Here is a 26,331-nt window from a genome sequence, read left to right on the forward strand (position 1 = left end):
GCCGACCGCCGAGAGGTTGTTGGTCGAGTGAGGCGAAGCAACAAAGGTCCCGAGCCGCCCGCCCGGGGCAACTTCACCCCGCCGTCGCGCGGAGCGGCGCCCGCCCCCGTTGTACCCGGTTCGGAGCCGACGGCCGCGCCCGCTCCGAGCGGCGGCCGTTTCTCCCCGCGCAACTGGCGGGTGGCGACCCGACTGAACGCGATCCTGCTGATTCCCGTACTGGTCGGCCTGGTCATGGGCGGCTTCCAGGTGAGCAGCTCGATCGACACCTGGCAGGAGGCCGAGGACGCGGAGAACACCGCGCGTCTGGTCCGGGCCGCCCTGACCTACGGCGACGCGCTCTACAACGAGCGTGACGTCACCGCCTCCCCGCTCCTGACGGGCAAGGGCCTGGACGACCCCGCGGTCATCCAGGCCCGCAAGAAGACGGACGAGGCCGCCGACGCCTTCGACGAGGCGGCGCAGAGCATGCCGGAGAAGGCCGGTCTGGAGCGCCGTCTGGGCCTGTTCCGCGAGGCGGAGCCCAAGCTTCAGAACCTGCGCGCGGCCGCGTACACGAGCAAGCTCGGCGGTGTGGAGACCGAGGAGGGCTACGTCGGCGTCGCCCACCCGCTGATGGAGTTCGCCAACGAGCTCGGTCTGGGCACCGGAAACATCACCAGCTACGGCCGTACGGTCTACGCGATCTCGCTGACCAAGGCGGCGCTGTCGCTGGAGCGCTCCATCGGTACGCACCTGCTGGTCAAGCCCGGCCCGAAGCCCACCGACCTGGCCAGGCAGCGCGTCGCCCTGTCCTCCTACGCCTACCTCGAGGGCATCGCCGTCCAGGAGTACATCGGCGGTGGCACCGAGGCGGACGCGCAGAAGCTCAAGGACGCCGAGACGCAGATCCGGGCGGACGGCCAGGAAATGGCCAAGCAACAGCTGGCCAAGAACCCGGATTACAAGGCGCCGCCGGCCAAAACGGAGGACATGGTCGCGGCGATCTCGGGCCTGCAGTCCGCCGACGACCTCGACGCCCTCGCCCAGCAGGGCATCACCGCGACGAACTGGTGGGCGGTCAACACGCTCAAGTACGACGCCTACCGCCAGATCGAGTCGGACCTGGCCGACACCGCGGTGAACGAGGCCGCGAGCATCGCCGACGACGCCAAGCGGGACGCCTTCATCGTGGGTGCCGCCGTCGTGGTCGCCCTGCTCGCCGCGTTCATCCTGGCCGGCATGGTGGCCCGCCAGATGAGCCGCTCGATGCGCCAGCTGCGCAACGCCGCCTTCGGCATCGCCGAGCAGCGTCTGCCGATGCTGGTCGACCAGCTCTCGCGGACCGACCCCGGTCGCGTCGACACCCGTGTGTCGCCCATCCCGATCACCTCCACGGACGAGATCGGCGAGGTCGCCCGGGCCTTCGACCAGGTCCACCGCGAGGCCGTCCGGCTCGCCGCCGAACAGGCACTGCTGCGGGGCAACATCAACGCGATCTTCACCAACCTGTCGCGCCGCAACCAGTCGCTGATCGAGGGCCAGCTGACCCTGATCACCGACCTGGAGAACAACGAGGCCGACCCGGACCAGCTGGAGAACCTCTTCAGGCTGGACCACCTGGCCACCCGTATGCGCCGCAACGGCGAGAACCTCCTGGTCCTCGCCGGCGAGGAGCCCGGCCGCCGCTGGGACCAGCCGGTCCCGCTGGTCGACGTGCTGCGCGCCGCCTCCTCCGAGGTGGAGCAGTACGAGCGCATCGAGATATCCGGCGTCCCGGAGGCCGAGATCCACGGCCGCGCCGTGACCGACCTCGTGCACCTGCTGGCCGAGCTGCTGGAGAACGCGACGACGTTCTCCTCGCCGCAGACCAAGGTTCGGGTGACCGCAACCCGGCTGCCCGACGGTCGGGTCATGATCGAGATCCACGACAAGGGCATCGGCCTGACCGCCGAGGACTTCGCGGACATCAACCACAAGCTGGCCAACCCGCCGACCGTGGACGCCGCGATCTCCCAGCGCATGGGCCTGTTCGTGGTCGGCCGGCTGTCCGACCGGCACGGCATCCGCGTCCAGCTGCGCCCCTCCGGCGAGCAGGCCGGCACCACGTCGCTGGTCATGCTCCCCGACGCCATCACGCACGGCGGTGGCGGCGAACAGGCGCCGGACCGCGAGGAGTTCACGGTTTCGCAGATCATCCCGGAGCAGCAGTTCCAGGGTGAGAGCTTCAACCACCAGCCGATGCGCACGGCCGCCGAACTCGGCTTCGACGACAGCCGCTACACCGAGGTCCCCGACGACATCCGCGAGCTGGACCCGGTGGGCCGCTCCCTGATGCGCGAGGAGCGCCGCGCGGCCCTGGAGGCCCAGACACACGGCCAGCCGGGCACCCAGGAGCCCACCGAGGCACCCACGTACGGCGACGGCTTTGACGGCCGACAGGCGTACGACAACGGCCAGAACGGCTACCCGGACCAGTCCGCGGCCTACGGGCAGCAGACCGGTTACGAGGAGCAGACGGCGTACGAGGAGCAGCAGCAGCCGTCGTACGACGAGCCGTACTACGCGCCGAACGGCATGCCGCAGGGCGATGGTTTCGCGACCAACGGCGGCTACCCGGAGCCCACGTATGCGGAGCCGGCCCAGGAGGAGCCCGCCGCCGCCCCGACGCGTTCCGCGGAGAGCTTCTCGGCCTTCGATGAGCAGTCCTACCAGGGCGACTGGCAGCAGCGGGACGGCTACCGGAACGGCTACCCGGACCAGTACGCTCCCGAAGCGGAATCTCCGCAGGCCGCTGACGCAAGTGAGCGGGACCGCGTAGGCTTCGACCGTCCGGGAACGGGCCAGTCCGCCGGCCACCACCTGACCGACGCCGGGCTCCCCCGTCGCGGGTCCAACGGCGGCGGGCAGGGCGCGGGCCGGCCCGCGAACCGGGAACCGGCGGCCCCCTCGGCTCAGAGCAACGGCGACGACGGCTGGCGCTCGGCGAACGACGAGCGGTGGCAGCAGGCCTCCCAGCTCCGTAAGCCCAAGGCGGGCGGAGTCACCTCCTCCGGCCTGCCGCGGCGGGTACCCAAGGCCAATCTGGTCGAGGGCGCGGCGGAGACGACCCCGCAGGGCGGCCCCCAGGTCTCCCGCGCTCCCGAGGACGTCCGGGGCAGGCTGAGCAACCTGCGCCGGGGTGTCCAGCGGGGACGCACCGCAGGAAGTGAAACGAACGGCCAGGGCTTCGGTCCTGACAGCACCTACAACCAGGAGCGTTAGTGTGAGCCCGATGAGCCAGGCGGCACAGAACCTGAACTGGTTGATCACCAACTTCGTGGACAACACCCCCGGGGTGTCCCACACCGTGGTGGTCTCCGCCGACGGACTCCTTCTGGCGATGTCCGAAGGCTTTCCCCGCGACCGCGCCGACCAGCTCGCGGCCGTCGCCTCCGGTCTGACCTCACTGACCGCCGGCGCCTCGCGCATCTTCGAGGGCGGCAGCGTGAACCAGACGGTTGTGGAGATGGAGCGAGGATTCCTCTTCATCATGTCCATTTCCGACGGGTCGTCGCTCGCCGTTCTGGCCCACCCGGAAGCGGACATCGGCCTCATTGGGTACGAGATGGCCCTTCTGGTGGACCGTGCCGGTACGGTCCTGACCCCGGATCTCCGTGCGGAGCTCCAGGGAAGCCTTCTCAACTAACAGACAGACGGTGCGTTTTCGCGTCCCGTGGCCGTAAGGTTTCGGGACGCGGCTCCACAGCGATGGGTGCCCGGCACAGTCGGAGGAGGAGAAAGTGGCAACACCCCCAAGCGGTTCATCTTCGGGCAACTGGTCGTACGGCCCTGGCCAGGGCCAGAACGACGGTTCCCAGAACCGGTACAACTTCCCCTCCACGCCGAGCCACCGGCAGCCGTACACGCCGCAGGGCCCCGGGCCCTCGCCGTACGACCAGCCGGCCGCGCCGCGCATCCAGCCCGTGCAGCCGCAGCGCCGCACCCCTGAGCCGGCGCCCGGCGGGGCGTCGAACAGCCACAACCCCCTGGTGCGCCCGTACGCGATGACGGGCGGCCGCACCAGGCCGCGGTACCAGCTCGCCATCGAGGCACTGGTGCACACCACCGCGGCTCCGCACCAGATGCAGGGTCAGCTGCCCGAGCATCAGCGGATCTGCAACCTCTGCCGGGAGATCAAGTCGGTGGCCGAGATCTCGGCTCTGCTCACGATCCCCCTCGGCGTGGCCAGGATCCTCGTCGCCGACTTGGCGGAGGCGGGCCTGGTCGCCATCCATCAGCCCGGCGGCGACGAGAACGCCGGCGGCCAGCCAGACGTGACACTGCTCGAAAGGGTGCTCAGTGGACTTCGCAAGCTCTAGCGGCGGTCCTTCCCGCTCCACCACCTCCGCGAAGATCGTGGTGGCGGGCGGCTTCGGCGTGGGCAAGACCACGTTCGTCGGCGCCGTCTCGGAGATCAACCCGCTGCGCACGGAGGCCGTCATGACGTCTGCTTCGGCAGGCATCGACGACCTCACCCACACCGGGGACAAGACGACCACCACGGTCGCCATGGACTTCGGCCGTATCACCCTGGACCAGGACCTGATCCTGTACCTGTTCGGTACGCCCGGCCAGGACCGCTTCTGGTTCATGTGGGACGACCTGGTGCGCGGCGCCATCGGCGCGGTCGTCCTGGTCGACACGCGCCGACTCGCCGACTGCTTCCCGGCCGTCGACTACTTCGAGAACAGCGGACTGCCGTTCGTCATCGCCCTCAACGGCTTCGACGGCCAGCAGCCGTACCAGCCCGACGAGGTCCGCGAGGCACTCCAGATCGGCCCGGACACCCCGATCATCACCACCGACGCCCGGCACCGCGCGGACGCCAAGTCGACGCTCATCACTCTCGTGGAGCACGCGTTGATGGCCCGCTTGCGGTAGCGCTGCCGCGCGATGCACGAAGGGGGGCGCCCTCTCCGAACGGAGAGGGCGCCCCCCTTTTACGTGCACGGCCACCGGGTTGCCCCGACGAGTGGTTTGCCGTCTGCGGGTTCGTCGTGGCTTGTCGCGCAGTTCCCCGCGCCCCTTGAGGGGCGCGGTTCTACCGCCAGCTGTGTGGTGCCCGGAAGCCGGGCTCGCGCTCCAGGCGGCGCCAGCCGGCCTTGGCGCGGCCGCGGTGTGCCGGGGTCGTCGTGGTCGTGCGTGCCGCCGCCCGGGCCAGGAGGATCGCCGTGATGGCGGCGACTTCCTCGGGCTCGGCGTGGCCCTTCTCGACGCGGATGTCAGGGTTGTTCATGGGGATCAGTCTCCGTGGATGAGGTTTCCGCGGGGGTACCGCAGAGGTTCCGCCGGGTTACTGCGGGGGGTTGCCGTGCTTGCGCGAGGGCAGGTCGGCGTGCTTGCTGTGCAGCATCGCCAGGGACCTGATCAGTACCTCGCGGGTTTCCGCGGGGTCGATGACGTCGTCCACCAGACCGCGCTCGGCGGCGTAATACGGGTGCATCAGCTCGGACTTGTACTCCTTGACCATGCGTGCCCGCATGGCCTCGGGGTCCTCGGCCTCGGCGATCTGGCGGCGGAAGATGACGCCCGCGGCACCCTCCGCGCCCATCACTGCGATCTCGTTCGTCGGCCAGGCGTACGTGAGGTCCGCACCGATGGACTGGCTGTCCATCACGATGTAGGCGCCTCCGTAGGCCTTACGCAGGATCAGGCTGATCCGTGGCACCGTCGCGTTGCAGTACGCGTACAGCAGCTTGGCGCCGTGCCGGATGATCCCGCCGTGCTCCTGGTCGACACCCGGAAGGAACCCGGGGACGTCCAGGAAAGTGACGATCGGAACGTTAAAAGCGTCACACATCTGGACAAAGCGCGCAGCTTTTTCGGATGCCTCGATGTCCAACACGCCTGCCAGCACCTGCGGCTGATTGGCGATGATGCCGACGACCTGTCCGTCGAGGCGGGCCAGCGCGCAGATGATGTTCCGCGCCCAGCGCTCGTGGACCTCCAGGTACTCGCCGTCGTCGACGATCTCCTCGATGACCTTCGCCATGTCGTACGGCCGGTTGCCGTCCGCGGGGACCAGGTCGAGCAGGATGTCGGAGCGGCGGTCGGGGGCGTCCGTGGACTCCACCCGCGGCGGGTTCTCCCGGTTGTTCTGCGGGAGCAGCGACAGGAGGTAGCGCACCTCGGCGATGCAGGTCTCCTCGTCGTCGTACGCGAAGTGGCAGACACCGCTCGTCTCGGCGTGCACGTCCGCGCCGCCCAGGCCGTTCTGGGTGATCTCCTCGCCGGTCACCGCCTTGACCACGTCCGGGCCGGTGATGAACATCTGCGAGGTCTCACGGACCATGAACACGAAGTCGGTCAGCGCGGGACTGTAGGCCGCACCGCCGGCGCACGGCCCGAGCATCACGCTGATCTGCGGGATGACACCGGACGCCTTGGTGTTGCGCTGGAAGATGCCGCCGTAGCCGGCCAGCGCGCTGACGCCCTCCTGAATGCGGGCGCCGGCACCGTCGTTGAGGGAGACCAGCGGGGCCCCGGCCGCGATGGCCATGTCCATGATCTTGTGGATCTTCGTGGCGTGGGCCTCGCCCAGGGCGCCGCCGAAGATGCGGAAGTCATGGGCGTAGACGAAGACCGTACGGCCCTCCACCGTGCCCCAGCCGGTGATCACACCGTCGGTGTACGGCTTCTTGGCCTCCAGGCCGAACCCGGTCGCCCGGTGCCGGCGCAGCTGCTCGACCTCACGGAAGGTGCCCGGGTCCAGCAGCAGCTCGATCCGCTCCCGGGCGGTCAGCTTGCCCTTGGCGTGCTGCGCCTCGGTCGCCCTCTCGCTCGGGCCGGCCACCGCCTGCGCGCGAATCTGGTGCAGCTCGGCCACTCGCCCGCGCGCGTCCGTCGGCTCGCCCGTCGGCTCGCTCGTCGACTCACCGGTCGCCTCATCCAAAACGGTCATGTAGCGACCTTACGAAGGACAACCGGGAAAGCGGGCCGTCGACTCTGTACAGTCTCCGGGGTGTTTTCCTGGTACCCCTTAACAGAACCAGGGGGGCATGCAGGCGTTCCGACTGCTCAGAGGGCTTCGGGCTTGTAGGAGTCGTACAAACTCGTCGGCTGGGAGTCACGCCGCATTCAGCTCGGGCGCATGCCATCCCTCGAGTGACACGCGAGGATACCGGGCCTCAGCCGAAGCGGTTCAGCAGCCGGCGGTACACCGCTGGTGCGAGGCCGCGCACCCGGCCGGGCAGGGTCAGCCAGCCGGGGACGTAGACGTCGTCCCGGCCGCGCCGGACCGCCTCCCAGACCGTGGCGGCGACCCGGCCGGGCGGCGTGGGGCGTGGGCGGGTGCGCTGGTAGGGAGTGCCGCGGCGGGCGAAGAAGGCGGTGTCCACCGGGCCCGGCACAACGAGCGTCACGCCCACGCCGGTGCCGCGCAGTTCCTGCCGCAGGGCCTCGGCGAACGCGGCGATGCCGGCCTTGGCGGCGGAGTACACGGCCTCCTCCCGCACCCCCACACAGCCCGCGACCGAGCCGACGAGCACCACCCGTCCGCGGCCGGCGCTCACCATGGCGGGCAGGACCTCCCGGACCAGCAGCAGCGTGGCGTTGAGGTCGACGGTGAGCACCCGGTCGATGGCGGCGGCCGGCATGGTCACGAAGGGGCCGGCCCAGCCGATGCCCGCTCCGGCGACCAGGACGTCGATCCGGCCGGTGGCGCGCAGCGCGGACTCGGCCAGCAGGCGGGGACCGTCGGGGGCGGCGAGGTCGGCGGGCAGGACGAGGGCCGATGTCCCGGCGGCCGTCTCCTCCAGCCGGATCCGGTCCCGTCCGCTGACGATCAGTTGCCAGCCGCCGGTGGCGAAGCGCCGGGCGGTGGCGGCGCCGATGCCCGAGGAGGCGCCGGTGACGAGTGCCACGGGCCGGTCGGTGCGGTGCGGCAGCCGGTGTTCGCGCACCGCGGCCGGAGTGGGGGCGGGACGTGCCTTCGGGTCGTAGGTGGAACCGGAGCCGGTGTGGGTCACGAGTCGGTCTCCCTGCGCTGTGGGTCCGGTTTTCCGGGACACGTAGTCCAGGACACCGCCTGTGCGGTGCCCGGCGCCAGTTCTGGGGCGGTCCGTCAGCGGCGAGCTCACCCGAATCGCCGCCCGCGGCCCGGTCGTCCCTTCGGTGGGTCGGGGGCCGCATCGGTCACGTACCGACGCGGCAGGACCACTCCTGCGGGCCGCGGGGTACACCCAGGCGGCGGTACGGGCGGTACGGGCGCGGGTTTACCGGGATACGAAGGGAAGACCCCGGAAGCTCCCCCAACTCCGGTTCCGGCCGGTTCACGTGGCGAGGTCACCATGCGATTGCTGCTCGTCCACCCCAGCGCCCTGATGTATTCCGAGATCTTCCTGCGGCTCGAACCTCTGGGCCTGGAACGGGTCGCGGGCGCCGCTCGGGACGCCGGGCACGAGGTGCGGGTCGTGGATCTGCAGGTGACCGGCCGGAGGCAACTGCGCGACGAGATCCGGTCCTTCCGCCCTCAGGCCCTCGGGGTCTCGCTGAACTACCTGGCGAACATCCCGGAGGCGATCGAGCTGGCCGCCGAGGTGAAGCGGGCGGTACCGGGCTGCTTCGTGTTCTTCGGCGGGCACAGTGTGTCCTTCGTCGCCGAGGAGGTGCTGGAGCAGGCCGAGGGGGCGGTGGACGCGGTGGTCCGCGGCGAGGGCGAGCCGGCCGTCGCACCGCTGCTGGCGGCGGTCCGCGACGGCGGGGTGTCGGAGGTGCCCGGGATCGTCACGGCCGACGGGCGCGGTCCGGCGCCGCTGATGGTGCACAGCATCGACTCCCCCGCCCCGGCGCGCGACCTGATGCGCAACCGGCGCCGTTACTTCATCGGCGAACTGGACCCGTGCGCCTCCGTCGAGTTCACCCGCGGCTGCCCCTGGGACTGCTCGTTCTGCTCGGCGTGGACGTTCTACGGCCGCAGTTACCGCAAGGCCTCCCCCGAGGCGGCGGCGGCCGACCTGGCGGGCCTCCGGGAGCCCAACGTGTTCATCGTCGACGACGTCGCCTTCATCCGGCCCGAACACGGGGACGCCATCGCCGCGGAGGTGGAGCGCCGCCGCATCCGCAAGCGCTACTACCTGGAGACGCGCAGCGACGTACTGCTGCGCCACCCCGAGGTGTTCGAGCGGTGGGCGCGGCTGGGGCTGCGCTACATGTTCCTCGGCATGGAGGCGATCGACGCGGAGGGACTGGAGCTGTACCGCAAGCGGGTCAGCCCCGACGAGAACCTCCGTGCCCTTCAGACGGCCCGCCGGCTCGGCATCAAGGTCGCCATCAACCTGATCGTCGACCCGGCCTGGGACGAGGAACGCTTCCGGGTGGTGCGGGAGTTCGCGCTGGCCGTGCCGGAGATCGTGCACTTCACCGTGATGACGCCGTATCCGGGGACGGAGATCTGGCACACCGAGTCGCGCCGGCTCACCACCCGCGACTACCGTCTCTTCGACATCCAGCACGCCGTGGTGCCCACGGCCCTGCCGTTGGAGCGGTTCTACGAGGAGCTGGTGCGCACCCAGGCCGTGATCAACCGCAAGCATCTGGGACTGCGCACAGCCTTCGGTGCGGCCCGCGTGCTCGGCCGCAACCTGCTGCACGGGCAGACGAACTTCGCCCGCATGCTGTGGAAGTTCAACCAGGTCTACAACCCGCGCCGCCAGATCGCCGATCACACCAGGCCCGTCCGCTACGAACTGCCCCTGCCGCAGCACCTCGACGTCACCGACCGGCGTCAGCTGTACGTCCACACCCGTGGGGCGACGCAGGGCGCACCGGGCCGCCGGACCACCGAGTAACCGGACGGGCGCGGGCGTATGCCGATCGCCGTCCTCGCCTCGCTCGCCGCCGCTGTCTGCTTCGCCGTCGCGGGTGTCCTCCAGCAGTGGGCGGCGGGCGGGCGGCCGGACGAAGAGGCGCTGTCCCCGCGCCTGTTGGGCCATCTGGTGCGGGAGCCGCTGTGGCTGTGCGGGATCGGACTGGCCGTGGTGGCGTACGGATTCCAGTCGCTGGCCCTGGCGTTCGGGCCGCTCAGCCTCGTCCAGCCACTGATCGTCGCCGAGTTGGTGTTCGCCGTGCCGCTGTCCGCGCGGCTGCACCGCATGCGGCTCGGTGGCCGGGAGTGGTTCGGCACGCTCGCCGTGGCCGTCGGCCTCGCCCTCACCCTGCTCTCCGCCCGCCCGCACGGCGGCCGCCCGGAGTCGGTGGGAGCGCTGTCCTGGCTGCTGATCCTGGGCGCGACCGCCGCGCTGGTCGCCGCTGCGCTGACGGCTGCCCGGCTGCTGACCGGGCCCTGGCGGGCGTCGGCGACGGCTCTGGCGGCCGGGGCGGTCATGGGCACCCAGTCCGTCCTGCTGGCCGCCACCGTGGAACGCCTCAGGCACGGGCTCGGCTCCGCACTGTCCGCCTGGCAGACCTACGCCCTGGTGGCGGCCAGTGTGGTCGGCCTGCTGCTCATCCAGAGCGCCTTCCAGCAGGGCCCGTTGGCCGCGAGCATGACGGTGATCGACGCGACGGAGCCGGTGGTCGCCGTGACCGTGGGCACGACGGTCTTCGGGGAGGCCATCCGTACGGGCTGGCCGGTCAGCGCGGTCACGGTGACGGGGCTTGCGCTGGTGGCTGCCGGGATCGTGAGCCTGGACTCGTCACCGGTGATCGCGGCGCTGCGAGGGCGGCGGGCGGGTGGTACGGCGTGAGCCGTCGGCTCACGCCGCGTGTGGCGTGCCGCTGCGGTGGGAGGGGGCGGGAGTCCTCCAGACGGGCAGGAGGTCCTCGGTCAGGACGCGGTCCCAGGAGGGGTGCGTGTCCCGCGCGGTGGCCGCGGCGCGGTGGCGTACCGCGTCCAGCAGCCGTGGCTGGTCGACCAGCGCGCCCAGAGCGTCCGACCAGTCCCGGGGGTCGTCACGTCGTACGACGATCCCGTCCCGGCCGGGCGCGGCCAGCCACTGTGTGGTGCGCGCGTCCTCGGGCAGCAGGACCGCCAGGCCGCTCGCCATCGCCTCGGCGACGACGTTGCCGCAGGTCTCCGTGCGGGACGGGAAGGCGAAGACGTCGCAGCCGGCGTAGACCGGGGCCAGCCGTTCCTGCGGGAGGGTGCCGAGCAGGGTGACGTCCGGTCCGAGGACCCGCCGGACCGCGTCCGCCTCCGCGCCCGAGCCGGCCATGACGAGGTGCACGGCCGTTCCGCGGTCGCGCAGGCGCCGTACGCTCTCGGCGAGCAGCGGCACGCCCTTGGTGGCGTCCAGCCGGCCGGCGAACAGCACCAGCGGGCGGTCGGCCGGTACGCCGTGCTCCCGGGCGAGCCGGGCCCTGGCCATGGGGTCGGGCCGGAAGCGGCGGTGGTCGATGCCGCGGCGGAGCAGGGCGACCCGGTCGGCGCCCAGGGTCCGGGCGAGTTCCGCGCCTCCGGCCGGGGTGGGGACCAGAACCTGTTCACAGGCGCCGAGGAGCCGGTCCCGTCGCCGGCGCAGCAGGGTCTCGGCGCGGGCCGAGAGGAACTCCCCCGTCCGGCGGTGGGCGCCGGGCAGCCACCGGTCGGCGAGGTAGCGGCTGTAGACGGAGGCCAGCGCGGGGACGTCGGTGTGCACGGAGGCCACGAGCCGGGGCGTCCGGGCGCCGTTGCGGGCGGCGCGGTGGGCCAGCCGCACCGCGGTGGCGGCGTAGGCGAAGCTGTGCGTCAGATGCCAGACGTCGTGCCGGGGCAGCAGCGCGGCCAGCCGGCGATGGTGGGGGGCGAGGTCGGAGATGTCCTCCGCTCCGTCGGCCGACATCAGGGCGGAGGTGGCGAAGGCCGGCCGCAGCATGACGAACCGTACGTGCGGGGAGAGGGCCTCGAGCCGTTCCCGCTGGCCGAGAAAGTAGACGGTCAGGTCGAGGCCGGGGGCATCCGGCGCGCACTCGGGCAGCCGGGCGGCGCTCTCCGCTAAGCGCTCCCAGCATTTGATGTGCCCGCCTGACGTGCTGCTTCGCATCAGCTCGACCAGGACCGCGACCGAGAACACGAACAGCGGGTACCACCCCGGCCGGTGATCCAATCGCGACACCCGAGAGATGATGTTGAAAATTGAACGGAATAGGTCTACCGTCGATTCCGTTGATGTCGTTGAATATTCAACAGACACCCGTCCCCCTGAGGAGCACACCATGGGCATCTTCGGCAACAAGAACTCCGGCCCCTCGACCGAGAGCACGGCCGTGAACCCCGACCTGGCCGCGCTGACCGGCGACTACACGATCGACCCCGCGCACACGACGATCAGCTTCGTCGCACGCCACGCCATGGTCACGAACGTCAAGGGCACGTTCCTCGACTTCACCGGCTCGCTGCACCTGGACGGCACCGACCCGTCGAAGTCCAGCGCGTCCATCGACGTCAAGATGGAAAGCGTCAGCACGGGCAACGCCGACCGCGACGGTCACCTGAAGAGCTCGGACTTCTTCAAGACCGACGAGTTCCCGACGATGACCTTCCGCTCCACCAAGGCGGAGGCCCTCGGCGGCGACGAGTACCGCATCACCGGCGACCTGTCGATCCTCGGTGTCACCAAGCCGCTCACCATCGACCTGGAGTTCAACGGCGCCGCGAAGGACCCCTTCGGCAACGACCGGGTCGGTTTCGAGGGCAAGGCCGAGATCAAGCGCTCCGAGTGGGGCCTGACCTGGAACGCGGCGCTGGAGACGGGCGGCGTCCTGGTCTCCGACAAGATCAAGCTGAACTTCGACATCTCGGCGATCCGGAACGCGTGAACCTCGCGCATCGCGTGACCTGACACACCAGGGCCGCCCGCTGGGCGGCCCTGGTCACCGTCGGCCCTCGAACTCGCACCACACGATCTTGCCGGGGTTGCGCTCCCCCACGCCCCACTTGTCGGCGAGCGCGGCGACGAGCAGGAGGCCACGGCCGTGTTCGGAGTCCGACGGGGCGTCCGGGGCGCGCACCTCTCCGGCGCCGCTGTCGTGCACCTCGGCGCGCAGTACGCCGTCGCCGTACAGCGTCAGGCGCACGGCGAAACCGCGGCCGGGCGGTGCGCCGTGGAGTAACGCGTTCGTCGCCAACTCGCTTACGCAGAGCAGTACGTCGTCGCTTCGCTCGGTCATGGCCCAGTCCGCGAGCGCCTGTCGCGTGAACTCACGGGCGTGGCCCACCGATCTGCGGTCCCGACGGTAGAACACCTCGCGGATGTGGGGGTGTTGGGGTTGTGCGTTCATGCGGCCACTGTCACAGGGAGTCACTATCGTGGATCAGTGAGTGAAGTCGTAGTCCTGATTGCTACGAGCTCACTACGAGGACTTCGGCTGTGCACGGGGGAAAGGGTCACGCATGCACTCGGCGAAGAAGCCCAAGAAGGTCGGTTCGTGGCAGGCGGTCGGTGCGGTGCTCGCGCACTGCCGGAAGCAAGCCCGTCTCACGCAGGAGCAGTTCGCCGAAGTGGCGAGCATTCACGTGGACACGGTGAGGTCGATCGAGCAGGGCAGGTTGGCGCTTCAGCCCGATCGGGCCGAGCAGTTCGATGAACTGCTGGGGACGGGTGGGGTGTTGGCCGTGCTGGTGGAGAAGTTGCCAGTGCGGGAGAAGATCGTGCAGTTCGCGCAGGGGCTTGTGGATCACGAGCAGGAGGCGGTCAGCATCCTGTCGTACGAGGCTCAGGTGGTACCCGGGCTGCTCCAGACCCGGGACTACTGTCGCGCCGTCTTCGACTTCCGGTATCCGGCCCTTGGGAGCGAGACCGCCGAGCAGTGGGTCAACGCCCGTATGGAGCGGCAGTTGATCTGGCAGCGGGACCGGCCGCCCGTGGGCCACTTCCTCCTGGAGGAGAGCATTCTGCGGCGGCAGGTCGGCGGGCCGCAGGTGATGCGGGAGCAGATTCGCCAGATTCTGGAGTACACCGAACCGGTCCATATGAGCTTCCAGATCATGCCTGAGGACCGGACGCCCCACGCCGGTCTCGACGGCCCCATGGTGTTGCTGGAAACCCCCGAACACGAGCGCCTGGCCTACCTGGAGGTGCAACGCGCCAGCTTCCTCATCGATGACCCCGACGAGGTCAGCGACTATCACCACAAGTATGGAATGCTGCGGTCACAGGCCCTCTCTCCCGACGAGAGCGAGCGACTCTTGAAAGGACTGCTAGGAGAGTCATGAACACCGTGGCGTGGTTCAAGTCCAGCTACAGCGGCAGCGAAGGCGGTAACTGCCTCGAAGTCGCCTACGACTGGCGCAAGTCCAGCTACAGCAGCGACGAAGGCGGCAACTGCCTCGAAGTCGCCACCCACCCCTCCGCCATCCACGTCCGCGACTCCAAGACCCCCGACGGCCCCGTCCTCACCGTCTCCCCCGACACCTGGACCACCTTCCTCGGTCGGCTCGCATGACCTGGCTGCCGCGCGACTTCGTGCACCCCCTTCGCGTCGAGATCCCCGACGGGGACCGGCATCATCTGCGGCCGATCAGCGGGGCGGACGCGCCGTTGGACTATCCGGCCGTGATGGGGTCGCGGGAGCGGTTGTGGTCCATCTACGGGAAGGCGTGGGGCTGGCCTTCGGCCACGATGTCGTACGAGGCCAACCGGGAGGATCTGGAGCGGCACGCCGCCGAGATCGACGCGCACGAGTCCTTCAACTACACCGTGGAGACGCAGGACGGGACCGCTCTTCACGGGTGCGTCTACATCGATCCCCCGCAGAAGGCCGGGGCCGATGCGGAGATCTCCTGGTGGGTGGTCGACAGTGAGGTCGGCGGGCGGCTGGAGCGGGCGCTCGACGCGTTCGTGCCGCGGTGGATCGCCGAGGAGTGGCCGTTCCGGCGTCCGCGGTTCGTCGGGCGGGATCTGAGCTGGGACGAGTGGCTGGCGCTGCCCGACGTGGAGTGAGGTCGCCGGCCCGGCCGGGGAGGCTTGGCTGGATTGCGCCCCTTGTGTGCGCGCTCACGGCGTTCTCATAATCCAGCAACAGGAATTGACGTGTCCTTGCCAGTACCCAGGCACTTCTCCTGGCAAGGTTTGACATGTCCTCGTCATTTCCAGCTTCCTCCTCACCCCCCATGGAAGGCATCGCATGAGAACCCTCCTCAAGGCCCTCAAGAGATGCGCGGTCGCCGGTGCGGCCGCGCTCGCGGTTGTCAGCCTTCAGCCCGTGTCCCCCGCGCAGGCGGCCCCCGCGCCCGTCGTCGGCGGGACCCGCGCCGCGCAGGGCGAGTTCCCCTTCATGGTCCGGCTGTCGATGGGCTGTGGCGGCGCGCTGTACACCCAGCAGATCGTGCTGACCGCCGCGCACTGTGTGGGCGCCACCGGCAACAACACCAGCATCACCGCCACCGCGGGCGTCGTGGACCTGCAGTCCACGAGCGGCCGCGTCCAGGTCCGGTCCACCAAGGTCTACCGGGCCCCTGGCTACAACGGAAACGGCAAGGACTGGGCCCTGATCAAACTCGCCCAGCCGATCAACCTGCCGACCCTGAAGATCGCCACGACCACGCAGTACAACACCGGCACCTTCACCGTCGCCGGATGGGGTGCCGCCACCGAGGGCGGCGGCCAGCAGCGCTACCTCCTCAAGGCGAACGTGCCGTTCGTCAGCGACGCCACCTGCCGCTCCTACAGCGGCTACAGCGGCCTCATCGCGAACGAGGAGATCTGCGCCGGCTACACGGCGGGCGGCGTCGACACCTGCCAGGGCGACTCCGGTGGTCCCATGTTCCGCAGGGACGCCGCGGGTGCCTGGATCCAGGTCGGCATCACCAGCTGGGGCATAGGCTGCGCCCGGCCCAACGCCCCCGGTGTCTACACCGAGGTCTCCACCTTCGCCTCCGCGATCGCCTCGGCGGCGGCCACGCTCTGAGCTTCCGTACACGTACGGGGCCCGGTGCTGCCAAGCACCGGGCCCGTTCCACATCCGGCAGTCGGCTCAGAACCCGCCCCCGAAGTCCCCGCCACCGCCGAAGTCCCCACCGCCGAAGCCGCCCCAGCCGCCGCTGAAGTCGTCGGTGTTGAAGTCCGCGCCGGAAACGTCACCGCCCTCATAGCCGCCGGCGCCGAAGTCGCCGTAACCGGAGCCGTAGTCGGCGGCGTACGTCGGCGTGGCCATCAGGCTGCCGAGCATCGTGCCGATGAGCAGGCCGGGGAGGATGCCGCCCCCGAAGTAACCGCCGGCCCAGGGGCCGTAGGCCGGGCCCGCCTCCCAGTACGGACGGCGGCCGTATTCGGTGTCCACCTCACGGACCAGGGGGTCGGCGCCGTCGGCGAGGCGGGCCTGGTCGGCCGCGCAGACCGGGACCTCGCGGGTCGCGCCGCCGGACGGTGTCCAGGTGGCGTCGGCGACCGAGGGGCCGTGGCGCGGGTCGAAGAAGCAGGGCGGGCGACGCTCGGGGAGCGGGCGGCCCTCGCGGCGGGCGGCCAGGACGGAGAGCGAGAAACGGCCGTCCTCCACCGACTGGGTCACCGCGCGTACGTCCTCGGGTTTCTGCGCGGCCGCCATGAGCGACTTCGCCTTGTCGTACGCGTCCAGCGCGCGTTCGTAGTCCGCGCGCATGGCGTCGTCGGCGCCGGGTTCTGCGGGGTGGAAGTCCAGCCGGTCCAGTTCCTCGCCGAAGGCCGTGATGTCCTCGTCGACCACGACGCGCAGCTTCTCCAGCGCCGCCCGCTGGTCCTCCTCGTGGCGGCGGCGGTTGCGACGGACCAGCGTGTACGCGCCCGCGCCACCGGCCACCAGCACCGCACCGAAGGTGATCAGCGCGGTCGTCGACACGCCGTCGCCGGTGCCCTCGCTCCAGCTGCTCGGCGCCGTGCCGCCCACGTTGCGCAGCGCGCCGTCGACGAAGTCGTTCAGCTGGGCCTTGGCGTCGCCCGCGCTCTGCACGGACGTGACCAGGTTGGACACGGCATTGCGGCTCAGCACGGCGCTGTCGGCCCGCGCGTCGAACTCGTCGCCGAGCCGGATGCCGTACAGGCCCGTGACGCCGGTTTCCGTGCGCAGGTTCTGGAAGAGGTTCTGCGTCGGGTAATCGGACGGGAGGACCGCCACGAAGACGGGCTTGTCCGCGTCCCGGATCTTGTCGGCGAGCGCGTCGGCGTCCGACTCCGGCAGCACGTCGGACGCGGCCGGGTCCACGTAGACCGGACTCTCGCGCAGGGCCTCGGCGACCTTGGACAGGTCGGTGGCCGCGTACGCGCCCGGCGCAGCGACCAGCAGCGCCGCCAGCACGGCGGCGACAGGCACGATCAACAGGCGTAGAAGCCTTTGTACCAGCGCAGCCTTCATATGTTCGAAGCTACCTGAACGGGGCAGAAACGGACATCGGTCCCGGGGAGGAATTCCCCGGGACCGGCACCCCCGCGATGCCGAGCGCCTTACGCGGCGGGCTCCACTCCGGCCCGCAGCAGGCCGTAGGTGTACGCGTCCTCGAGCGCCTGCCACGACGCGGCGATGACGTTGTCCGCCACGCCCACCGTCGACCACTCCCCCGCCCCGTCGGACGTGGAGATCAGGACGCGGGTCGTGGACTGGGTGCCGTGGACGCCCTCGAGGATGCGGACCTTGTAGTCGACCAGCTCGAGCTTGGCGAGCTGCGGGTAGATCTTCTCCAGTGCGACGCGCAGGGCGCGGTCGAGGGCGTTGACCGGGCCGTTGCCCTCCGCGGTCGCGACGATGCGCTCGCTCTTGGCCCACAGCTTCACGGTGGCCTCGTTGGCGTGGCTGCCGTCGGGGCGGTCCTCGACGATCGCGCGCCAGGACTCGACCTCGAAGTACTTCAGGGGCTTGCCCTCGACCTCGGTGCGCAGCAGCAGTTCGAAGGAGGCGTCGGCGGCCTCGTACGTGTAGCCCTTGAGCTCGCGCTCCTTCACGCGCTCGACGACCCGGCCGACCAGCTCGCGGTCGCCGCCGAGGTCGATGCCGAGTTCCTTGCCCTTGAGCTCGACGGAGGCGCGGCCCGCCATGTCGGAGACCAGCATGCGCATGGTGTTGCCGACCAGCTCGGGGTCGATGTGCTGGTACAGGTCCGGGTCGACCTTGATGGCGGAGGCGTGCAGGCCCGCCTTGTGCGCGAAGGCGGACACGCCTACATAGGGCTGGTGCGTGGACGGGGTGAGGTTCACGACCTCCGCGATGGCGTGGCTGATGCGCGTCATCTCGCGGAGGTGGCCCTCGGGCAGCACCTTCTTGCCGTACTTCAGCTCCAGGGCCGCCACGACCGGGAAGAGGTTGGCGTTGCCGACGCGCTCGCCGTAGCCGTTCGCCGTGCACTGCACATGGGTCGCGCCCGCGTCCACCGCGGCGAGGGTGTTGGCGACCGCGCAGCCCGTGTCGTCCTGGGCGTGGATACCGAGCCGGGCGCCGGTGTCGGCCAGGACGGTGGAGACGACCGCCTGGACCTGCGCCGGGAGCATGCCGCCGTTGGTGTCGCACAGCACGACGACATCGGCGCCGGCCTCCGATGCCGTACGGACGACGGCCTTGGCGTACTCGGGGTTCGCGCGGTAGCCGTCGAAGAAGTGCTCGCAGTCGACGAAGACGCGGCGGCCCTGCTCTCGCAGGTACGACACTGTGTCGCGGACCATGTCCAGGTTCTCGTCGAGCGTGGTGCGCAGGGCCAGTTCCACATGCCGGTCGTGGGACTTGGCGACCAGCGTGATCACCGGAGCGCCCGAGTCCAGAAGAGCCTTGACCTGCGGGTCCTCGGCAGCGGTGGTGCCGGCGCGGCGGGTGGAGCCGAAGGCGACGAGCTGGGCGTGCCGGAAGTCGATCTCCTGCTGGGCGCGGGCGAAGAACTCGGTGTCCCGCGGGTTGGCGCCCGGCCAGCCGCCCTCGATGAAGCCCACGCCGAAGTCGTCCAGGTGCCGTGCGATGGCCAGCTTGTCCGCGACGGTGAGGTTGATGCCCTCCCGCTGGGCGCCGTCGCGCAGGGTCGTGTCGAAGACGTGGAACGAGTCGTCCAGCTCGCTGGTTTCCGTCATGGTCTGAAGGCTCCTGATGTATGGATCTCGGTCAGTACCGGAATGACCGGCTCCACCGTCCTCCCATGATCCCGCGCGCTGTGCCTCCGGCTGAAGGTGGGCCAGAAATGCGAAAAACCTCTCGCGGGTGCGAGAGGTCTGCGCGCGGGTCGAGGACGACGGTGTCCGCCCGTACGTGGTCGTACGTGGCGGTCACTGCGGACCGGCGCGCCTGCTGCCAATAATCGTGGCGAACGAGAGCACGGGGGCAGTTTGGCACAGACCGCCCCCGTGCTCACCGTCCGTCTCAGTATGCGAACCCGTGATCTTCCGTGCGGGGCATGGGGGGCTCAGCGCATGCGGCGTACGAAGCCGTCGTTGCTGCCGTTGGTGTCGTCGGCGACGAGCTGGGACGAGGCGCTGGAGAATCCGATGCGTTTCGCCCCCGCGCTCACCGAGGTGAGCCACGCATAGGTGTCCGTCACGGGCCCGCCGGTGAGCGACTCGCTGACCAGTCGGGTGGCTCCGGTGCGCAGGTCGCGGAGGTAGACGTTGGTCGGGCCGCGCCCTCCGTCCGCCGACCGCGGGGAGGCCTCGTAGGCCAGGTACCGGCCGTCCGGGCTGAGCAGGGGCCTGTCGAGCAGGCTCTCGCCGTCGGGACCGGCGTCGACCCGCCGGGTGATGTCCGTGCGCAGGTCGCGGACGTACAGGTCGGGCGCGCCGTCGGGGGTGCCGCCCGGGACCAGGTCCTCGTCCCCCACGAAAGCGATGGTCCGACCGTCCGCGGAGAGCGAGGCGGGGATCCCGTACCGCTCTCCCGGGGTGCCGTCCGGTTTGACGTTGACCTGTTCCTCGATGCCGGTGCGGCGGTCGTGCACCCAGGTGGCACCGCGCCCGCTGCGCGGCACGAGCTGGGTGTACGCCACATGGCGGCCGTCGGCGCTCATGCCCTGCAGAAGCGCGGGGTTGTCCGGGCGGCTGCGGTTGCTGAGCCGCTCCGTGGTGCCGGTGCGGCGGTCGAAGACGTACACGGCGCCGAAGAGGTCGCGGGCTCCGCTCTCCATCCGGTCGGCCTTGGCGTTGAAGGCGATGTAGCGGGTGTTCGCCGACATGTGGGCGCCGGCCGCGTAGGCGGAGCCGCCGTCGAAGCCGACGCTGACCCGTTCCGTGCCGCCGGTGCGCCGGTCGTGGAGGTAGACGTCGTCGGCGCCCGCGTCCGCGGGCGGGTTGTCCCAGTGGACGAGGTTCCTGGCCCCGGAGCGGAAGAGGACGTACCGCCCGTCGGCGCTGATGGCCTGCGCGGACGAGTCGCTGTCGGCCTGGGCGCCGTCCGAACCGACGCTGACCCGCTCGATGTCGCCCTTGCGCAGATCGCGCACGAAGACGTCCGGCTGCCCGTTGGTGTCACCGGGCACCAGGTTGGACGCGTCCGACGTGAAGACCGCGAACCGGCCGTCGGCGCTGAAGTCCGGGCCGTAGGAGTGGCTGTTGCCCTGCTCCCCCGTCGCGGACAGGGTGATTCTCTCGGTGACGGGCGCCGGTGCGGACGACGCCGTGGTCGTGGTCAACGTGATGAGCCCGGTGGTCAGTGCGGCGATGGACACCAGACGTGCGGATCTGGACATGCGTTCCCCCGTGTTCCCCGTTCAGCGCTGTTCCCCCGGCCCTGCGCCGAGGGCTCACAACGATGCAAAGGCACCAGCCTGCACGGGGTCAATCCGCAGGAATGCGTACAACCTGGGCGCTTCCTCAGGCGTCCGGGCGCGTGAGGGCATCGTCCAGGAATTCCCGTACGTGCCTGAGCACCTGCTCGCGGTCCGTCCCCCGCAGCCCGATCGCCACATGGATGGAGAAGCCGTCCAGGAGCGCGCGCAGCCGGGCCGCGAAGCGGTCCGGGTCGACCGGGCGGAATTCGCCGCGCGACACCCCCTCCGCGAGCAGCGCCACCAGGTCGCGATGCCAGGCGCCCTCGATCGCGGACTGCCGGTCGCGGGCGCCGTCGTCGGCGTTCTGCGAGCGGTTCCAGACCTCCAGCCAGAGGGTCCAGTGCGGGTCGCGGTGGCCGTCGGGAACGTACAGGTCGACGTAGGCGTCGAGGCGTTCGCGGGCCGTGGCCGTGCGGCTGAGCAGCCGGCCGCGCTCGACGCCGAGCCGGCCCTCGCTCCACTCCAGGGTCTGCAGCAGCAGCTCGTCCTTGGAGTGGAAGTAGTAGAGCAGGTGACCGCTGCTCATGCCGACCTCGCGGCCGAGCGCCGCCATGGTGAGCTTCTCCAGACCGCGTTCGGCGATCATCTCCATGGCGGCGGCGAGGACGTTCTCGCGGGGCGGGGCGTTCTTCCGCGCACCGGCCATCCGACGACTCCTAGATCTTCGGCTGCTGTTGCGTGATGCAGTGGATGCCTCCACCACCCGCGAAGATCGTACGGGCGTCCACCAGCGTCACGGTCCGCTCGGGGAAGAGGCGGCGGAAGATGCCGGCGGCGAGTTCGTCGCGCGGGTCGTCGAAGGCGCACAGGACGACGCCGCCGTTGCAGAGGTAGTGGTTGATGTAGGAGTAGTCGGCCCAGTGACCGTCGGCCTCCAGGGCGGTCGGGGCGGGCACCTCGACGACCTCCAGGCGGCGGCCGCGGGCGTCGGTCTGCGCCCTCAGCAGGCCGATGACCTCCTTGGTCACCTCGTGGTCGGGGTGTGCCGGGTCGGGCTGGTGGTGGGCGACCACGACGCCGGGGCGGGCGAAGGCGGCGACGATGTCGACATGGCCGAGGGTCCCGAAGCCGTGCGGGGGGTAGTCGCCGGTGAGGCCGCGCGGCAGCCAGATCGCCTTGCGGGTGCCGAGGTGGGCGTGGATCTCCGCCTCGACCTCCTCGCGCGTCCAGTCGGGGTTGCGCTCGGGGCCGAGCTGCACGGTCTCCGTGAGCAGGACCGTGCCCTCGCCGTCGACGTGGATGGCGCCGCCCTCGTTGACGAGCTTCGAGGTGTACGTCCTTGCGGAACCCGCCAGGTCCGAGACGTACGCGGCGATCTTCGCGTCGTGCTCCCAGCGAGCCCAGGACTGGGCTCCCCAGCCGTTGAACGTCCAGTCGACTGCGGCGAGTTCACCGTTGCCGTCGGTGAGGAACGTGGGGCCGATGTCGCGCATCCAGGCGTCGTCGAGGTGGCGTTCGACGGTGTCGATTCCCTCGCCCAACAGGCTTTTCGCTTCCGCCGACTGTCCGGGGCCGCACACCACCGTCACCGGCTCGAAGCGGCGGATCGTGCGGGCGACCGACGCCCAGGCGACCCGGGCCGCGGCGAGGTCGTCCGGGTCGTCGAAGGTGGGGTTGGGGCCCGGCCACGCCATCCAGGTGCGCTCGTGCGGGGTCCACTCGGCGGGCATGCGGAAGCCGTCGGCAGCAGCAGGCATGTGGGGTGTCCTTTTCTGAAAGCGTGACACTTTCCGCAGATGTGTCACAAAAAGTAGAGGCGGTTGAGGGAGACCGAGTCCGCCGGCTCGGAGCGCAGCGGCTCGCCGTCGAGGGTGACCAGGCCGGTGCGCTGGTCGACGTCGACGGATCCGGTACGGGAGTTGAGGCGCAGGTCGCCGGGGCCGATGCCGCGAGTGCCGCGGACGGCGACCCGGCGGCGGCGCGTCGGCATGGAGTCCCGCCCCTGGTCCACGGCCGCCTGTGCGACGAAGGCGACCGAGATGTCGGCGGGCGTGGCCCCGTACGCCCCGAACTGCGGCCCGAGGACCAGTGGTTCGCAGGTGTCGGTCGCCGCGTTGGGGTCGCCGACCACGCCGTACGCCGGGAAGCCCGCCTTCAGCACGAGCTGCGGCTTGGCCCCGAAGTACTCCGGCCGCCACAGCACGATGTCGGCGAGCTTGCCGACCTCGATCGACCCGACCTCGTGGGAAAGGCCGTGTGCGATGGCCGGGTTGATGGTCAGCTTGGCCATGTAGCGCAGGACGCGCTCGTTGTCGTGCTCGTCCGGGGCACCGAACTCGGCCTTCATCTTCCCGGCCATCGCGAACGTACGGCGGACGGTCTCGCCGGCCCGGCCCATGCCCTGCGCGTCCGACGAGGTGATGCCGATCGCGCCCAGGTCGTGCAGCACGTCCTCGGCGCCCATCGTCCCGGCACGGATGCGGTCGCGGGCCATGGCGGCGTCGCCCGGCAGGTCGGTCTTCAGGTCGTGGACGGAGACGATCATGCCGTAGTGCTCGGCGACCGCGTCCCGGCCGAAGGGGAGGGTGGGGTTGGTGGAGGAACCGATGACGTTCGGAACTCCCGCCATCTTCAACACGTTCGGCACGTGTCCGCCGCCGCAGCCCTCGATGTGGAAGGCGTGGATGGTGCGGCCATCGAGGACGCGGAGGGTGTCCTCCACCGACAGACACTCGTTCAACCCGTCACTGTGCAGGGCAACTTGGACGTCGTGCTCGTCGGCGACCCGGAGCGCGGTGTCCAACGCCCGCGTATGGGCGCCCATGTCCTCGTGCACCTTGAAGCCACTCGCGCCACCCTCGGCGAGTGCCTCGATCAAGGGGGCCTCCACCGAGGACGAACCCCGCCCCAGGAACCCGATGTTGACCGGCCAGGCGTCGAAGGCGTTGAACGCATGCCTGAGCGCCCACGGCGAGTTGACCCCGACTCCCCACACCGGCCCGAACTCCTGCCCGATGACCGTGGTCACGCCGGATGCCAGCGAGGCCTCCATGATGCGCGGCGACAGCAGGTGGACGTGGGTGTCGACGGCCCCGGCGGTGGCGATGAGCCCCTCACCGGACACGATCGAGGTGCCCGTGCCGACCACGACGTCGACCCCGTCGAGGGTATCGGGGTTGCCGGCCCGCCCGATGGCATGGATCCGGCCCTCGCGGATGCCGATGGAGACCTTGCGTATGCCCTGCGCCGCGTCGATGACGACGACATTGCTGATGACGACGTCGCAGGTCTCGCGGACGGCGGCGGCCTTGAGGTGCAGTCCGTCACGGGCGGTCTTGCCGAAACCGGCGAGGAACTCGTCGCCGTACTGCTGGGAGTCGGACTCGACGCGGATCACCAGCCCCGAGTCGCCCAGACGGATGCGGTCGCCCGCGCGCGGGCCGTGCGTACCGGCGTACTCGTACGGATTCACCGCTCAGCTCCCAGATATCCACAGGCGGCGGCCCTGCGCAGGGCCTCTTCCTTCGCCCCCGGCGCGTCCAGCGCCCCGTCGACCAGACCGGCGAAGCCGATCGCGATGCGGTCACCCCCGATCGGCACGAGCCCGACCTCGAGGCTCTCCCCCGACCCGAAGCGCACGGAGGACCCGGCGGGGACGGCGAGCCGCATGCCGTAGGCCTGTGCGCGGTCGAAGGCGAGCCGCGGGTTGGCCTCGAAGAAGTGGAAGTGCGAGGTGACGGACACCGGCACGGTGGCGGTGTTGGTGACCGCCAGCCGGACGACCGCCTCGGGCTCGGCATGCCCGGGCCCCGGCAGCAGCGCCCCCGGGCCCTGCTCCCCCAGCCCGCCCCCGATGGGGTCGGAGACGACCGCAAGCCGCGAGCCGTCGTCGAAGACGGCCTCGACGTGCACCTCGGTGACCACGTCCGCGACGCCGGGCAGCACATCGTCAGGACCGAGAACGGACCGGCCCCGCTCGACGGCCTCGGCGAGCCGGGCCCCGTCGCGGGCGGCCTCGCACACGGCATCCGCAATGAGCGCGGTCGCCTCCGGCACGTTGAGCCGCAGTCCCCGGGCACGACGAGCACGGGCCAACTCGGCGGCACCGAAGAGCAGCAGCCGATCACGCTCCGTGGGGGTCAGTCTCATGACGCGGGCACCTCCTTGCCGTCCCCCGACTTAGAGCAGCACTCTAAACGACTGATGCTGGAACTGGAACCCTTGACCGGCGGCTTACGACACCCAGAATTGAGCATCGCTCAAACAATCTGACGGATGCCGCATGGACGCAGGCCGGCATCACGCAGCCCGTTGGGGTGCCCCCCTCTGGGGGAGTTTGAGGACGAGGCCCGTTCAGGGCCGAAGCGGGGGCCTGGGGGCGGCAGCCCCCAGCGAGGCCCACACCCACGCCGGGTGCGGACCAAACGCCGGGGAGCGAAACACACCGTCAGCCGAGCAAATGCATCCACCCGTGCTGGTCCACGGCAGTGCCCCGCTGGATGTCGAGGAGCGCCTGGCGGAGCCGCAGCGTGGCCTTGCCGGGCTCGCCCTCGGAGTGCTGCCACTCGGCACCGTCGCGCTTGACCGTGCCGACCGGGGTGATGACGGCGGCCGTGCCGCAGGCGAAGACCTCGGTGAGGGTGCCGTTCTCGGTGTCGCGCTGCCACTGGTCGACGGAGACGCGGCCCTCCTCGGCCTCGTAGCCGAGGTCACGGGCGACGGTGAGCAGGCTGTCGCGGGTGACGCCCTCCAGGATGGAGCCCGTCAGAGACGGCGTGACGATGCGGTCGCCGTACACGAAGTACAGGTTCATGCCGCCGAGTTCCTCGACCCACTTGTGCTCGACCGCGTCGAGGTAGCAGACCTGGTCGCAGCCCTTGGCGGCGGCCTCGGCCTGGGCGAGGAGGGACGCGGCGTAGTTTCCGCCGGTCTTGGCGTCGCCCATGCCGCCGGGGACGGCGCGGACGCGGTCCTCGGAGACCCAGATGGAGACCGGCTTGACGCCGCCGGGGAAGTAGGCGCCGGCCGGGGAGGCGATGACCAGGAAGAGATACTCGTTGGCGGGCTTCACGCCGAGGCCGACCTCGGTGGCGATCATGAACGGGCGCAGGTAGAGGGACTCCTCGCCGCCGTGCGCCGGGACCCACGCCTTGTCCTGCCGGACCAGCACGTCACAGGCCTCGATGAACGTCTCGACCGGCAGTTCGGGCATCGCGAGCCGGCGGGCGGAGCGCTGGAAGCGCAGCGCGTTCTGGTCCGGGCGGAAGGTGGCGACCGAGCCGTCGGGCTGCCGGTAGGCCTTGAGGCCCTCGAAGATCTCCTGCGCGTAGTGCAGGACGGTCGTGGCGGGGTCGAGGGAGATCGGCGCGTACGGGACGAGCTGTCCGTCGTGCCAGCCGCGGCCCTCGGTCCACTTGATGGTGACCATGTGGTCGGTGAAGTGGCGGCCGAAGCCGGGGTTGGCGAGGATCGCCTCGCGCTCCGCATCGGAGAGCGGGTTGGCGGAGGGCTTGAGCTCGATCGTGGGCGTCGTCATGAGTGGTTGTCCTTCACCGGTTGTAGTGACGGGCCGCGCTCACGCCCCGTACTGCCAGTGGCCAGTGCTAGGACGTCCGAGCATTCCCTCATTCCGCGGCTCCGCGTTCGATTATCGCGCGCGGGTTGCCGTGGACGAACAATGGCGTGAAATGCGGCCCAGGGTTGATGGTCGCACCCGGCGGAGACAGAGAAAAGCCGCCGGGAGCGGA

At 70.5% G+C, this 26,331-nt stretch carries 24 protein-coding genes; 11 read left to right on the forward strand and 13 right to left on the reverse strand.

What is annotated here, in order from left to right:
- The first annotated feature begins 27 nt into the window (after nucleotides 1–27).
- From ACFVJQ_RS20865 to ACFVJQ_RS20880, 4 genes are all read left to right on the forward strand, one after another.
- Nucleotides 28–3,243, forward strand: a complete 3,216-nt coding sequence (locus ACFVJQ_RS20865) for a nitrate- and nitrite sensing domain-containing protein (RefSeq protein ID WP_385785729.1) — start codon at nucleotides 28–30, stop codon at nucleotides 3,241–3,243.
- Nucleotides 3,244–3,253: 10 nt separating this feature from the next.
- Nucleotides 3,254–3,667 carry a roadblock/LC7 domain-containing protein gene (locus ACFVJQ_RS20870; protein ID WP_004983065.1) on the forward strand — a complete coding sequence of 138 codons (414 nt, stop codon included), beginning with the start codon at nucleotides 3,254–3,256 and terminating at the stop codon, nucleotides 3,665–3,667.
- Nucleotides 3,668–3,761: 94 nt separating this feature from the next.
- Nucleotides 3,762–4,340 carry a DUF742 domain-containing protein gene (locus tag ACFVJQ_RS20875; protein WP_385512936.1) on the forward strand — a complete coding sequence of 193 codons (579 nt, stop codon included), beginning with the start codon at nucleotides 3,762–3,764 and terminating at the stop codon, nucleotides 4,338–4,340.
- A complete protein-coding gene (locus ACFVJQ_RS20880) occupies nucleotides 4,321–4,902 on the forward strand; it encodes an ATP/GTP-binding protein (protein ID WP_026084856.1) in 582 nt (193 codons plus the stop codon). Before ACFVJQ_RS20875 ends, ACFVJQ_RS20880 begins: the two co-directional genes overlap by 20 nt.
- A 160-nt stretch (nucleotides 4,903–5,062) precedes the next feature.
- Here the strand turns inward: ACFVJQ_RS20880 and ACFVJQ_RS20885 are convergent, their stop codons facing one another.
- The 3 genes from ACFVJQ_RS20885 to ACFVJQ_RS20895 form a co-directional block, all read right to left on the reverse strand.
- On the reverse strand, nucleotides 5,063–5,257 hold the full coding sequence (locus ACFVJQ_RS20885; protein ID WP_385513724.1) for an acyl-CoA carboxylase subunit epsilon: 195 nt from the start codon (nucleotides 5,255–5,257) through the stop codon (nucleotides 5,063–5,065).
- 57 nt (nucleotides 5,258–5,314) lie between these two features.
- On the reverse strand, nucleotides 5,315–6,922 hold the full coding sequence (locus ACFVJQ_RS20890) for an acyl-CoA carboxylase subunit beta (RefSeq protein WP_385513723.1): 1,608 nt from the start codon (nucleotides 6,920–6,922) through the stop codon (nucleotides 5,315–5,317).
- Between the two features lie 226 nt (nucleotides 6,923–7,148).
- A complete protein-coding gene (locus ACFVJQ_RS20895) occupies nucleotides 7,149–7,988 on the reverse strand; it encodes an SDR family NAD(P)-dependent oxidoreductase (RefSeq protein WP_385513722.1) in 840 nt (279 codons plus the stop codon).
- A 321-nt stretch (nucleotides 7,989–8,309) separates the two neighbouring features.
- On the opposite strand from ACFVJQ_RS20895, the gene hpnR reads away from it, so the two are divergent.
- Entirely contained in the window at nucleotides 8,310–9,809 is a 1,500-nt protein-coding gene (hpnR, locus tag ACFVJQ_RS20900) for a hopanoid C-3 methylase HpnR (RefSeq protein WP_385513721.1), read from the forward strand.
- An 18-nt stretch (nucleotides 9,810–9,827) separates the two neighbouring features.
- Nucleotides 9,828–10,706, forward strand: coding sequence for a DMT family transporter (locus ACFVJQ_RS20905; RefSeq protein ID WP_385513720.1), 879 nt, complete (start codon nucleotides 9,828–9,830; stop codon nucleotides 10,704–10,706).
- Nucleotides 10,707–10,715: 9 nt separating this feature from the next.
- Here ACFVJQ_RS20905 and ACFVJQ_RS20910 read toward each other — a convergent pair whose 3' ends face one another.
- Entirely contained in the window at nucleotides 10,716–12,053 is a 1,338-nt protein-coding gene (locus ACFVJQ_RS20910; protein ID WP_385513719.1) for a glycosyltransferase, read from the reverse strand.
- Nucleotides 12,054–12,153: 100 nt separating this feature from the next.
- Here ACFVJQ_RS20910 and ACFVJQ_RS20915 point away from each other — a divergent pair, with 100 nt between their 5' ends.
- Nucleotides 12,154–12,756 (forward strand): YceI family protein, encoded by a 603-nt coding sequence (locus ACFVJQ_RS20915; RefSeq protein ID WP_385513718.1) that lies wholly within the window; start codon nucleotides 12,154–12,156, stop codon nucleotides 12,754–12,756.
- 54 nt (nucleotides 12,757–12,810) lie between these two features.
- On the opposite strand, the gene ACFVJQ_RS20920 is transcribed toward ACFVJQ_RS20915, so the two are convergent.
- Complete coding sequence (locus ACFVJQ_RS20920; protein ID WP_385785737.1) at nucleotides 12,811–13,218, reverse strand: ATP-binding protein; 408 nt, start codon at nucleotides 13,216–13,218, stop codon at nucleotides 12,811–12,813.
- Nucleotides 13,219–13,330: 112 nt separating this feature from the next.
- Here ACFVJQ_RS20920 and ACFVJQ_RS20925 point away from each other — a divergent pair, with 112 nt between their 5' ends.
- From ACFVJQ_RS20925 to ACFVJQ_RS20940, 4 genes are all read left to right on the forward strand, one after another.
- Nucleotides 13,331–14,152: a helix-turn-helix domain-containing protein gene (locus tag ACFVJQ_RS20925; protein ID WP_385785740.1), complete on the forward strand. Its 822-nt coding sequence runs from the start codon at nucleotides 13,331–13,333 to the stop codon at nucleotides 14,150–14,152.
- Nucleotides 14,149–14,382, forward strand: a complete 234-nt coding sequence (locus tag ACFVJQ_RS20930) for a DUF397 domain-containing protein (protein ID WP_385785743.1) — start codon at nucleotides 14,149–14,151, stop codon at nucleotides 14,380–14,382. The genes ACFVJQ_RS20925 and ACFVJQ_RS20930 overlap by 4 nt, the downstream gene beginning before the upstream one ends.
- The gene (locus tag ACFVJQ_RS20935) at nucleotides 14,379–14,879 is read left to right on the forward strand and encodes a GNAT family N-acetyltransferase (protein ID WP_385513714.1); all 501 of its coding nucleotides are present in this window, start codon (nucleotides 14,379–14,381) and stop codon (nucleotides 14,877–14,879) included. The genes ACFVJQ_RS20930 and ACFVJQ_RS20935 overlap by 4 nt, the downstream gene beginning before the upstream one ends.
- Nucleotides 14,880–15,063: 184 nt before the next feature.
- On the forward strand, nucleotides 15,064–15,846 hold the full coding sequence (locus ACFVJQ_RS20940) for a serine protease (protein WP_385513713.1): 783 nt from the start codon (nucleotides 15,064–15,066) through the stop codon (nucleotides 15,844–15,846).
- Nucleotides 15,847–15,912: 66 nt separating this feature from the next.
- On the opposite strand, the gene ACFVJQ_RS20945 is transcribed toward ACFVJQ_RS20940, so the two are convergent.
- The 8 genes from ACFVJQ_RS20945 to ACFVJQ_RS20980 all read right to left on the reverse strand — a co-directional run bounded on the left by ACFVJQ_RS20945 (nucleotide 15,913) and on the right by ACFVJQ_RS20980 (nucleotide 26,120).
- The gene (locus tag ACFVJQ_RS20945) at nucleotides 15,913–17,265 is read right to left on the reverse strand and encodes a hypothetical protein (RefSeq protein ID WP_385513712.1); all 1,353 of its coding nucleotides are present in this window, start codon (nucleotides 17,263–17,265) and stop codon (nucleotides 15,913–15,915) included.
- A gap of 89 nt (nucleotides 17,266–17,354) precedes the next feature.
- Complete coding sequence (gene cimA / locus ACFVJQ_RS20950) at nucleotides 17,355–18,959, reverse strand: citramalate synthase (protein WP_385785747.1); 1,605 nt, start codon at nucleotides 18,957–18,959, stop codon at nucleotides 17,355–17,357.
- A 329-nt stretch (nucleotides 18,960–19,288) separates the two neighbouring features.
- Entirely contained in the window at nucleotides 19,289–20,563 is a 1,275-nt protein-coding gene (locus tag ACFVJQ_RS20955; protein ID WP_385785750.1) for a TolB family protein, read from the reverse strand.
- 124 nt (nucleotides 20,564–20,687) lie between these two features.
- Nucleotides 20,688–21,290, reverse strand: coding sequence for a TetR/AcrR family transcriptional regulator (locus tag ACFVJQ_RS20960; RefSeq protein WP_385513709.1), 603 nt, complete (start codon nucleotides 21,288–21,290; stop codon nucleotides 20,688–20,690).
- Nucleotides 21,291–21,300: 10 nt separating this feature from the next.
- A complete protein-coding gene (locus ACFVJQ_RS20965; RefSeq protein WP_385513708.1) occupies nucleotides 21,301–22,341 on the reverse strand; it encodes an agmatine/peptidylarginine deiminase in 1,041 nt (346 codons plus the stop codon).
- A gap of 44 nt (nucleotides 22,342–22,385) precedes the next feature.
- Complete coding sequence (locus ACFVJQ_RS20970; RefSeq protein WP_385513707.1) at nucleotides 22,386–24,056, reverse strand: urease subunit alpha; 1,671 nt, start codon at nucleotides 24,054–24,056, stop codon at nucleotides 22,386–22,388.
- Nucleotides 24,053–24,733 (reverse strand): urease subunit gamma, encoded by a 681-nt coding sequence (gene ureA / locus ACFVJQ_RS20975; protein WP_385513706.1) that lies wholly within the window; start codon nucleotides 24,731–24,733, stop codon nucleotides 24,053–24,055. Before ureA ends, ACFVJQ_RS20970 begins: the two co-directional genes overlap by 4 nt.
- 298 nt (nucleotides 24,734–25,031) lie before the next feature.
- Entirely contained in the window at nucleotides 25,032–26,120 is a 1,089-nt protein-coding gene (locus ACFVJQ_RS20980) for a branched-chain amino acid aminotransferase (RefSeq protein ID WP_385513705.1), read from the reverse strand.
- Between the last annotated feature and the right edge of the window lie 211 nt (nucleotides 26,121–26,331).

Origin of the sequence: Streptomyces sp. NPDC127197 (assembly GCF_042672405.1) — a bacterium.
In the GTDB taxonomy this organism is placed as follows: domain Bacteria; phylum Actinomycetota; class Actinomycetes; order Streptomycetales; family Streptomycetaceae; genus Streptomyces; species Streptomyces flavusporus.

Excerpts from the sequence above, each read along its gene's own strand:
- ureA (WP_385513706.1), bottom strand. The coding sequence starts at position 24,733 with ATGAGACTGACCCCCACGGAGCGTGATCGGCTGCTGCTCTTCGGTGCC.
- ACFVJQ_RS20935 (WP_385513714.1), top strand. The coding sequence starts at position 14,379 with ATGACCTGGCTGCCGCGCGACTTCGTGCACCCCCTTCGCGTCGAGATC.
- ACFVJQ_RS20885 (WP_385513724.1), bottom strand. The coding sequence starts at position 5,257 with ATGAACAACCCTGACATCCGCGTCGAGAAGGGCCACGCCGAGCCCGAG.
- ACFVJQ_RS20955 (WP_385785750.1), bottom strand. The coding sequence starts at position 20,563 with ATGTCCAGATCCGCACGTCTGGTGTCCATCGCCGCACTGACCACCGGG.
- ACFVJQ_RS20965 (WP_385513708.1), bottom strand. The coding sequence starts at position 22,341 with ATGCCTGCTGCTGCCGACGGCTTCCGCATGCCCGCCGAGTGGACCCCG.
- ACFVJQ_RS20925 (WP_385785740.1), top strand. The coding sequence starts at position 13,331 with ATGCACTCGGCGAAGAAGCCCAAGAAGGTCGGTTCGTGGCAGGCGGTC.
- ACFVJQ_RS20905 (WP_385513720.1), top strand. The coding sequence starts at position 9,828 with ATGCCGATCGCCGTCCTCGCCTCGCTCGCCGCCGCTGTCTGCTTCGCC.
- ACFVJQ_RS20945 (WP_385513712.1), bottom strand. The coding sequence starts at position 17,265 with ATGAAGGCTGCGCTGGTACAAAGGCTTCTACGCCTGTTGATCGTGCCT.
- ACFVJQ_RS20930 (WP_385785743.1), top strand. The coding sequence starts at position 14,149 with ATGAACACCGTGGCGTGGTTCAAGTCCAGCTACAGCGGCAGCGAAGGC.
- cimA (WP_385785747.1), bottom strand. The coding sequence starts at position 18,959 with ATGACGGAAACCAGCGAGCTGGACGACTCGTTCCACGTCTTCGACACG.
- ACFVJQ_RS20870 (WP_004983065.1), top strand. The coding sequence starts at position 3,254 with ATGAGCCAGGCGGCACAGAACCTGAACTGGTTGATCACCAACTTCGTG.
- ACFVJQ_RS20960 (WP_385513709.1), bottom strand. The coding sequence starts at position 21,290 with ATGGCCGGTGCGCGGAAGAACGCCCCGCCCCGCGAGAACGTCCTCGCC.
- ACFVJQ_RS20920 (WP_385785737.1), bottom strand. The coding sequence starts at position 13,218 with ATGAACGCACAACCCCAACACCCCCACATCCGCGAGGTGTTCTACCGT.
- ACFVJQ_RS20940 (WP_385513713.1), top strand. The coding sequence starts at position 15,064 with ATGAGAACCCTCCTCAAGGCCCTCAAGAGATGCGCGGTCGCCGGTGCG.
- ACFVJQ_RS20980 (WP_385513705.1), bottom strand. The coding sequence starts at position 26,120 with ATGACGACGCCCACGATCGAGCTCAAGCCCTCCGCCAACCCGCTCTCC.
- ACFVJQ_RS20915 (WP_385513718.1), top strand. The coding sequence starts at position 12,154 with ATGGGCATCTTCGGCAACAAGAACTCCGGCCCCTCGACCGAGAGCACG.
- hpnR (WP_385513721.1), top strand. The coding sequence starts at position 8,310 with ATGCGATTGCTGCTCGTCCACCCCAGCGCCCTGATGTATTCCGAGATC.
- ACFVJQ_RS20890 (WP_385513723.1), bottom strand. The coding sequence starts at position 6,922 with ATGACCGTTTTGGATGAGGCGACCGGTGAGTCGACGAGCGAGCCGACG.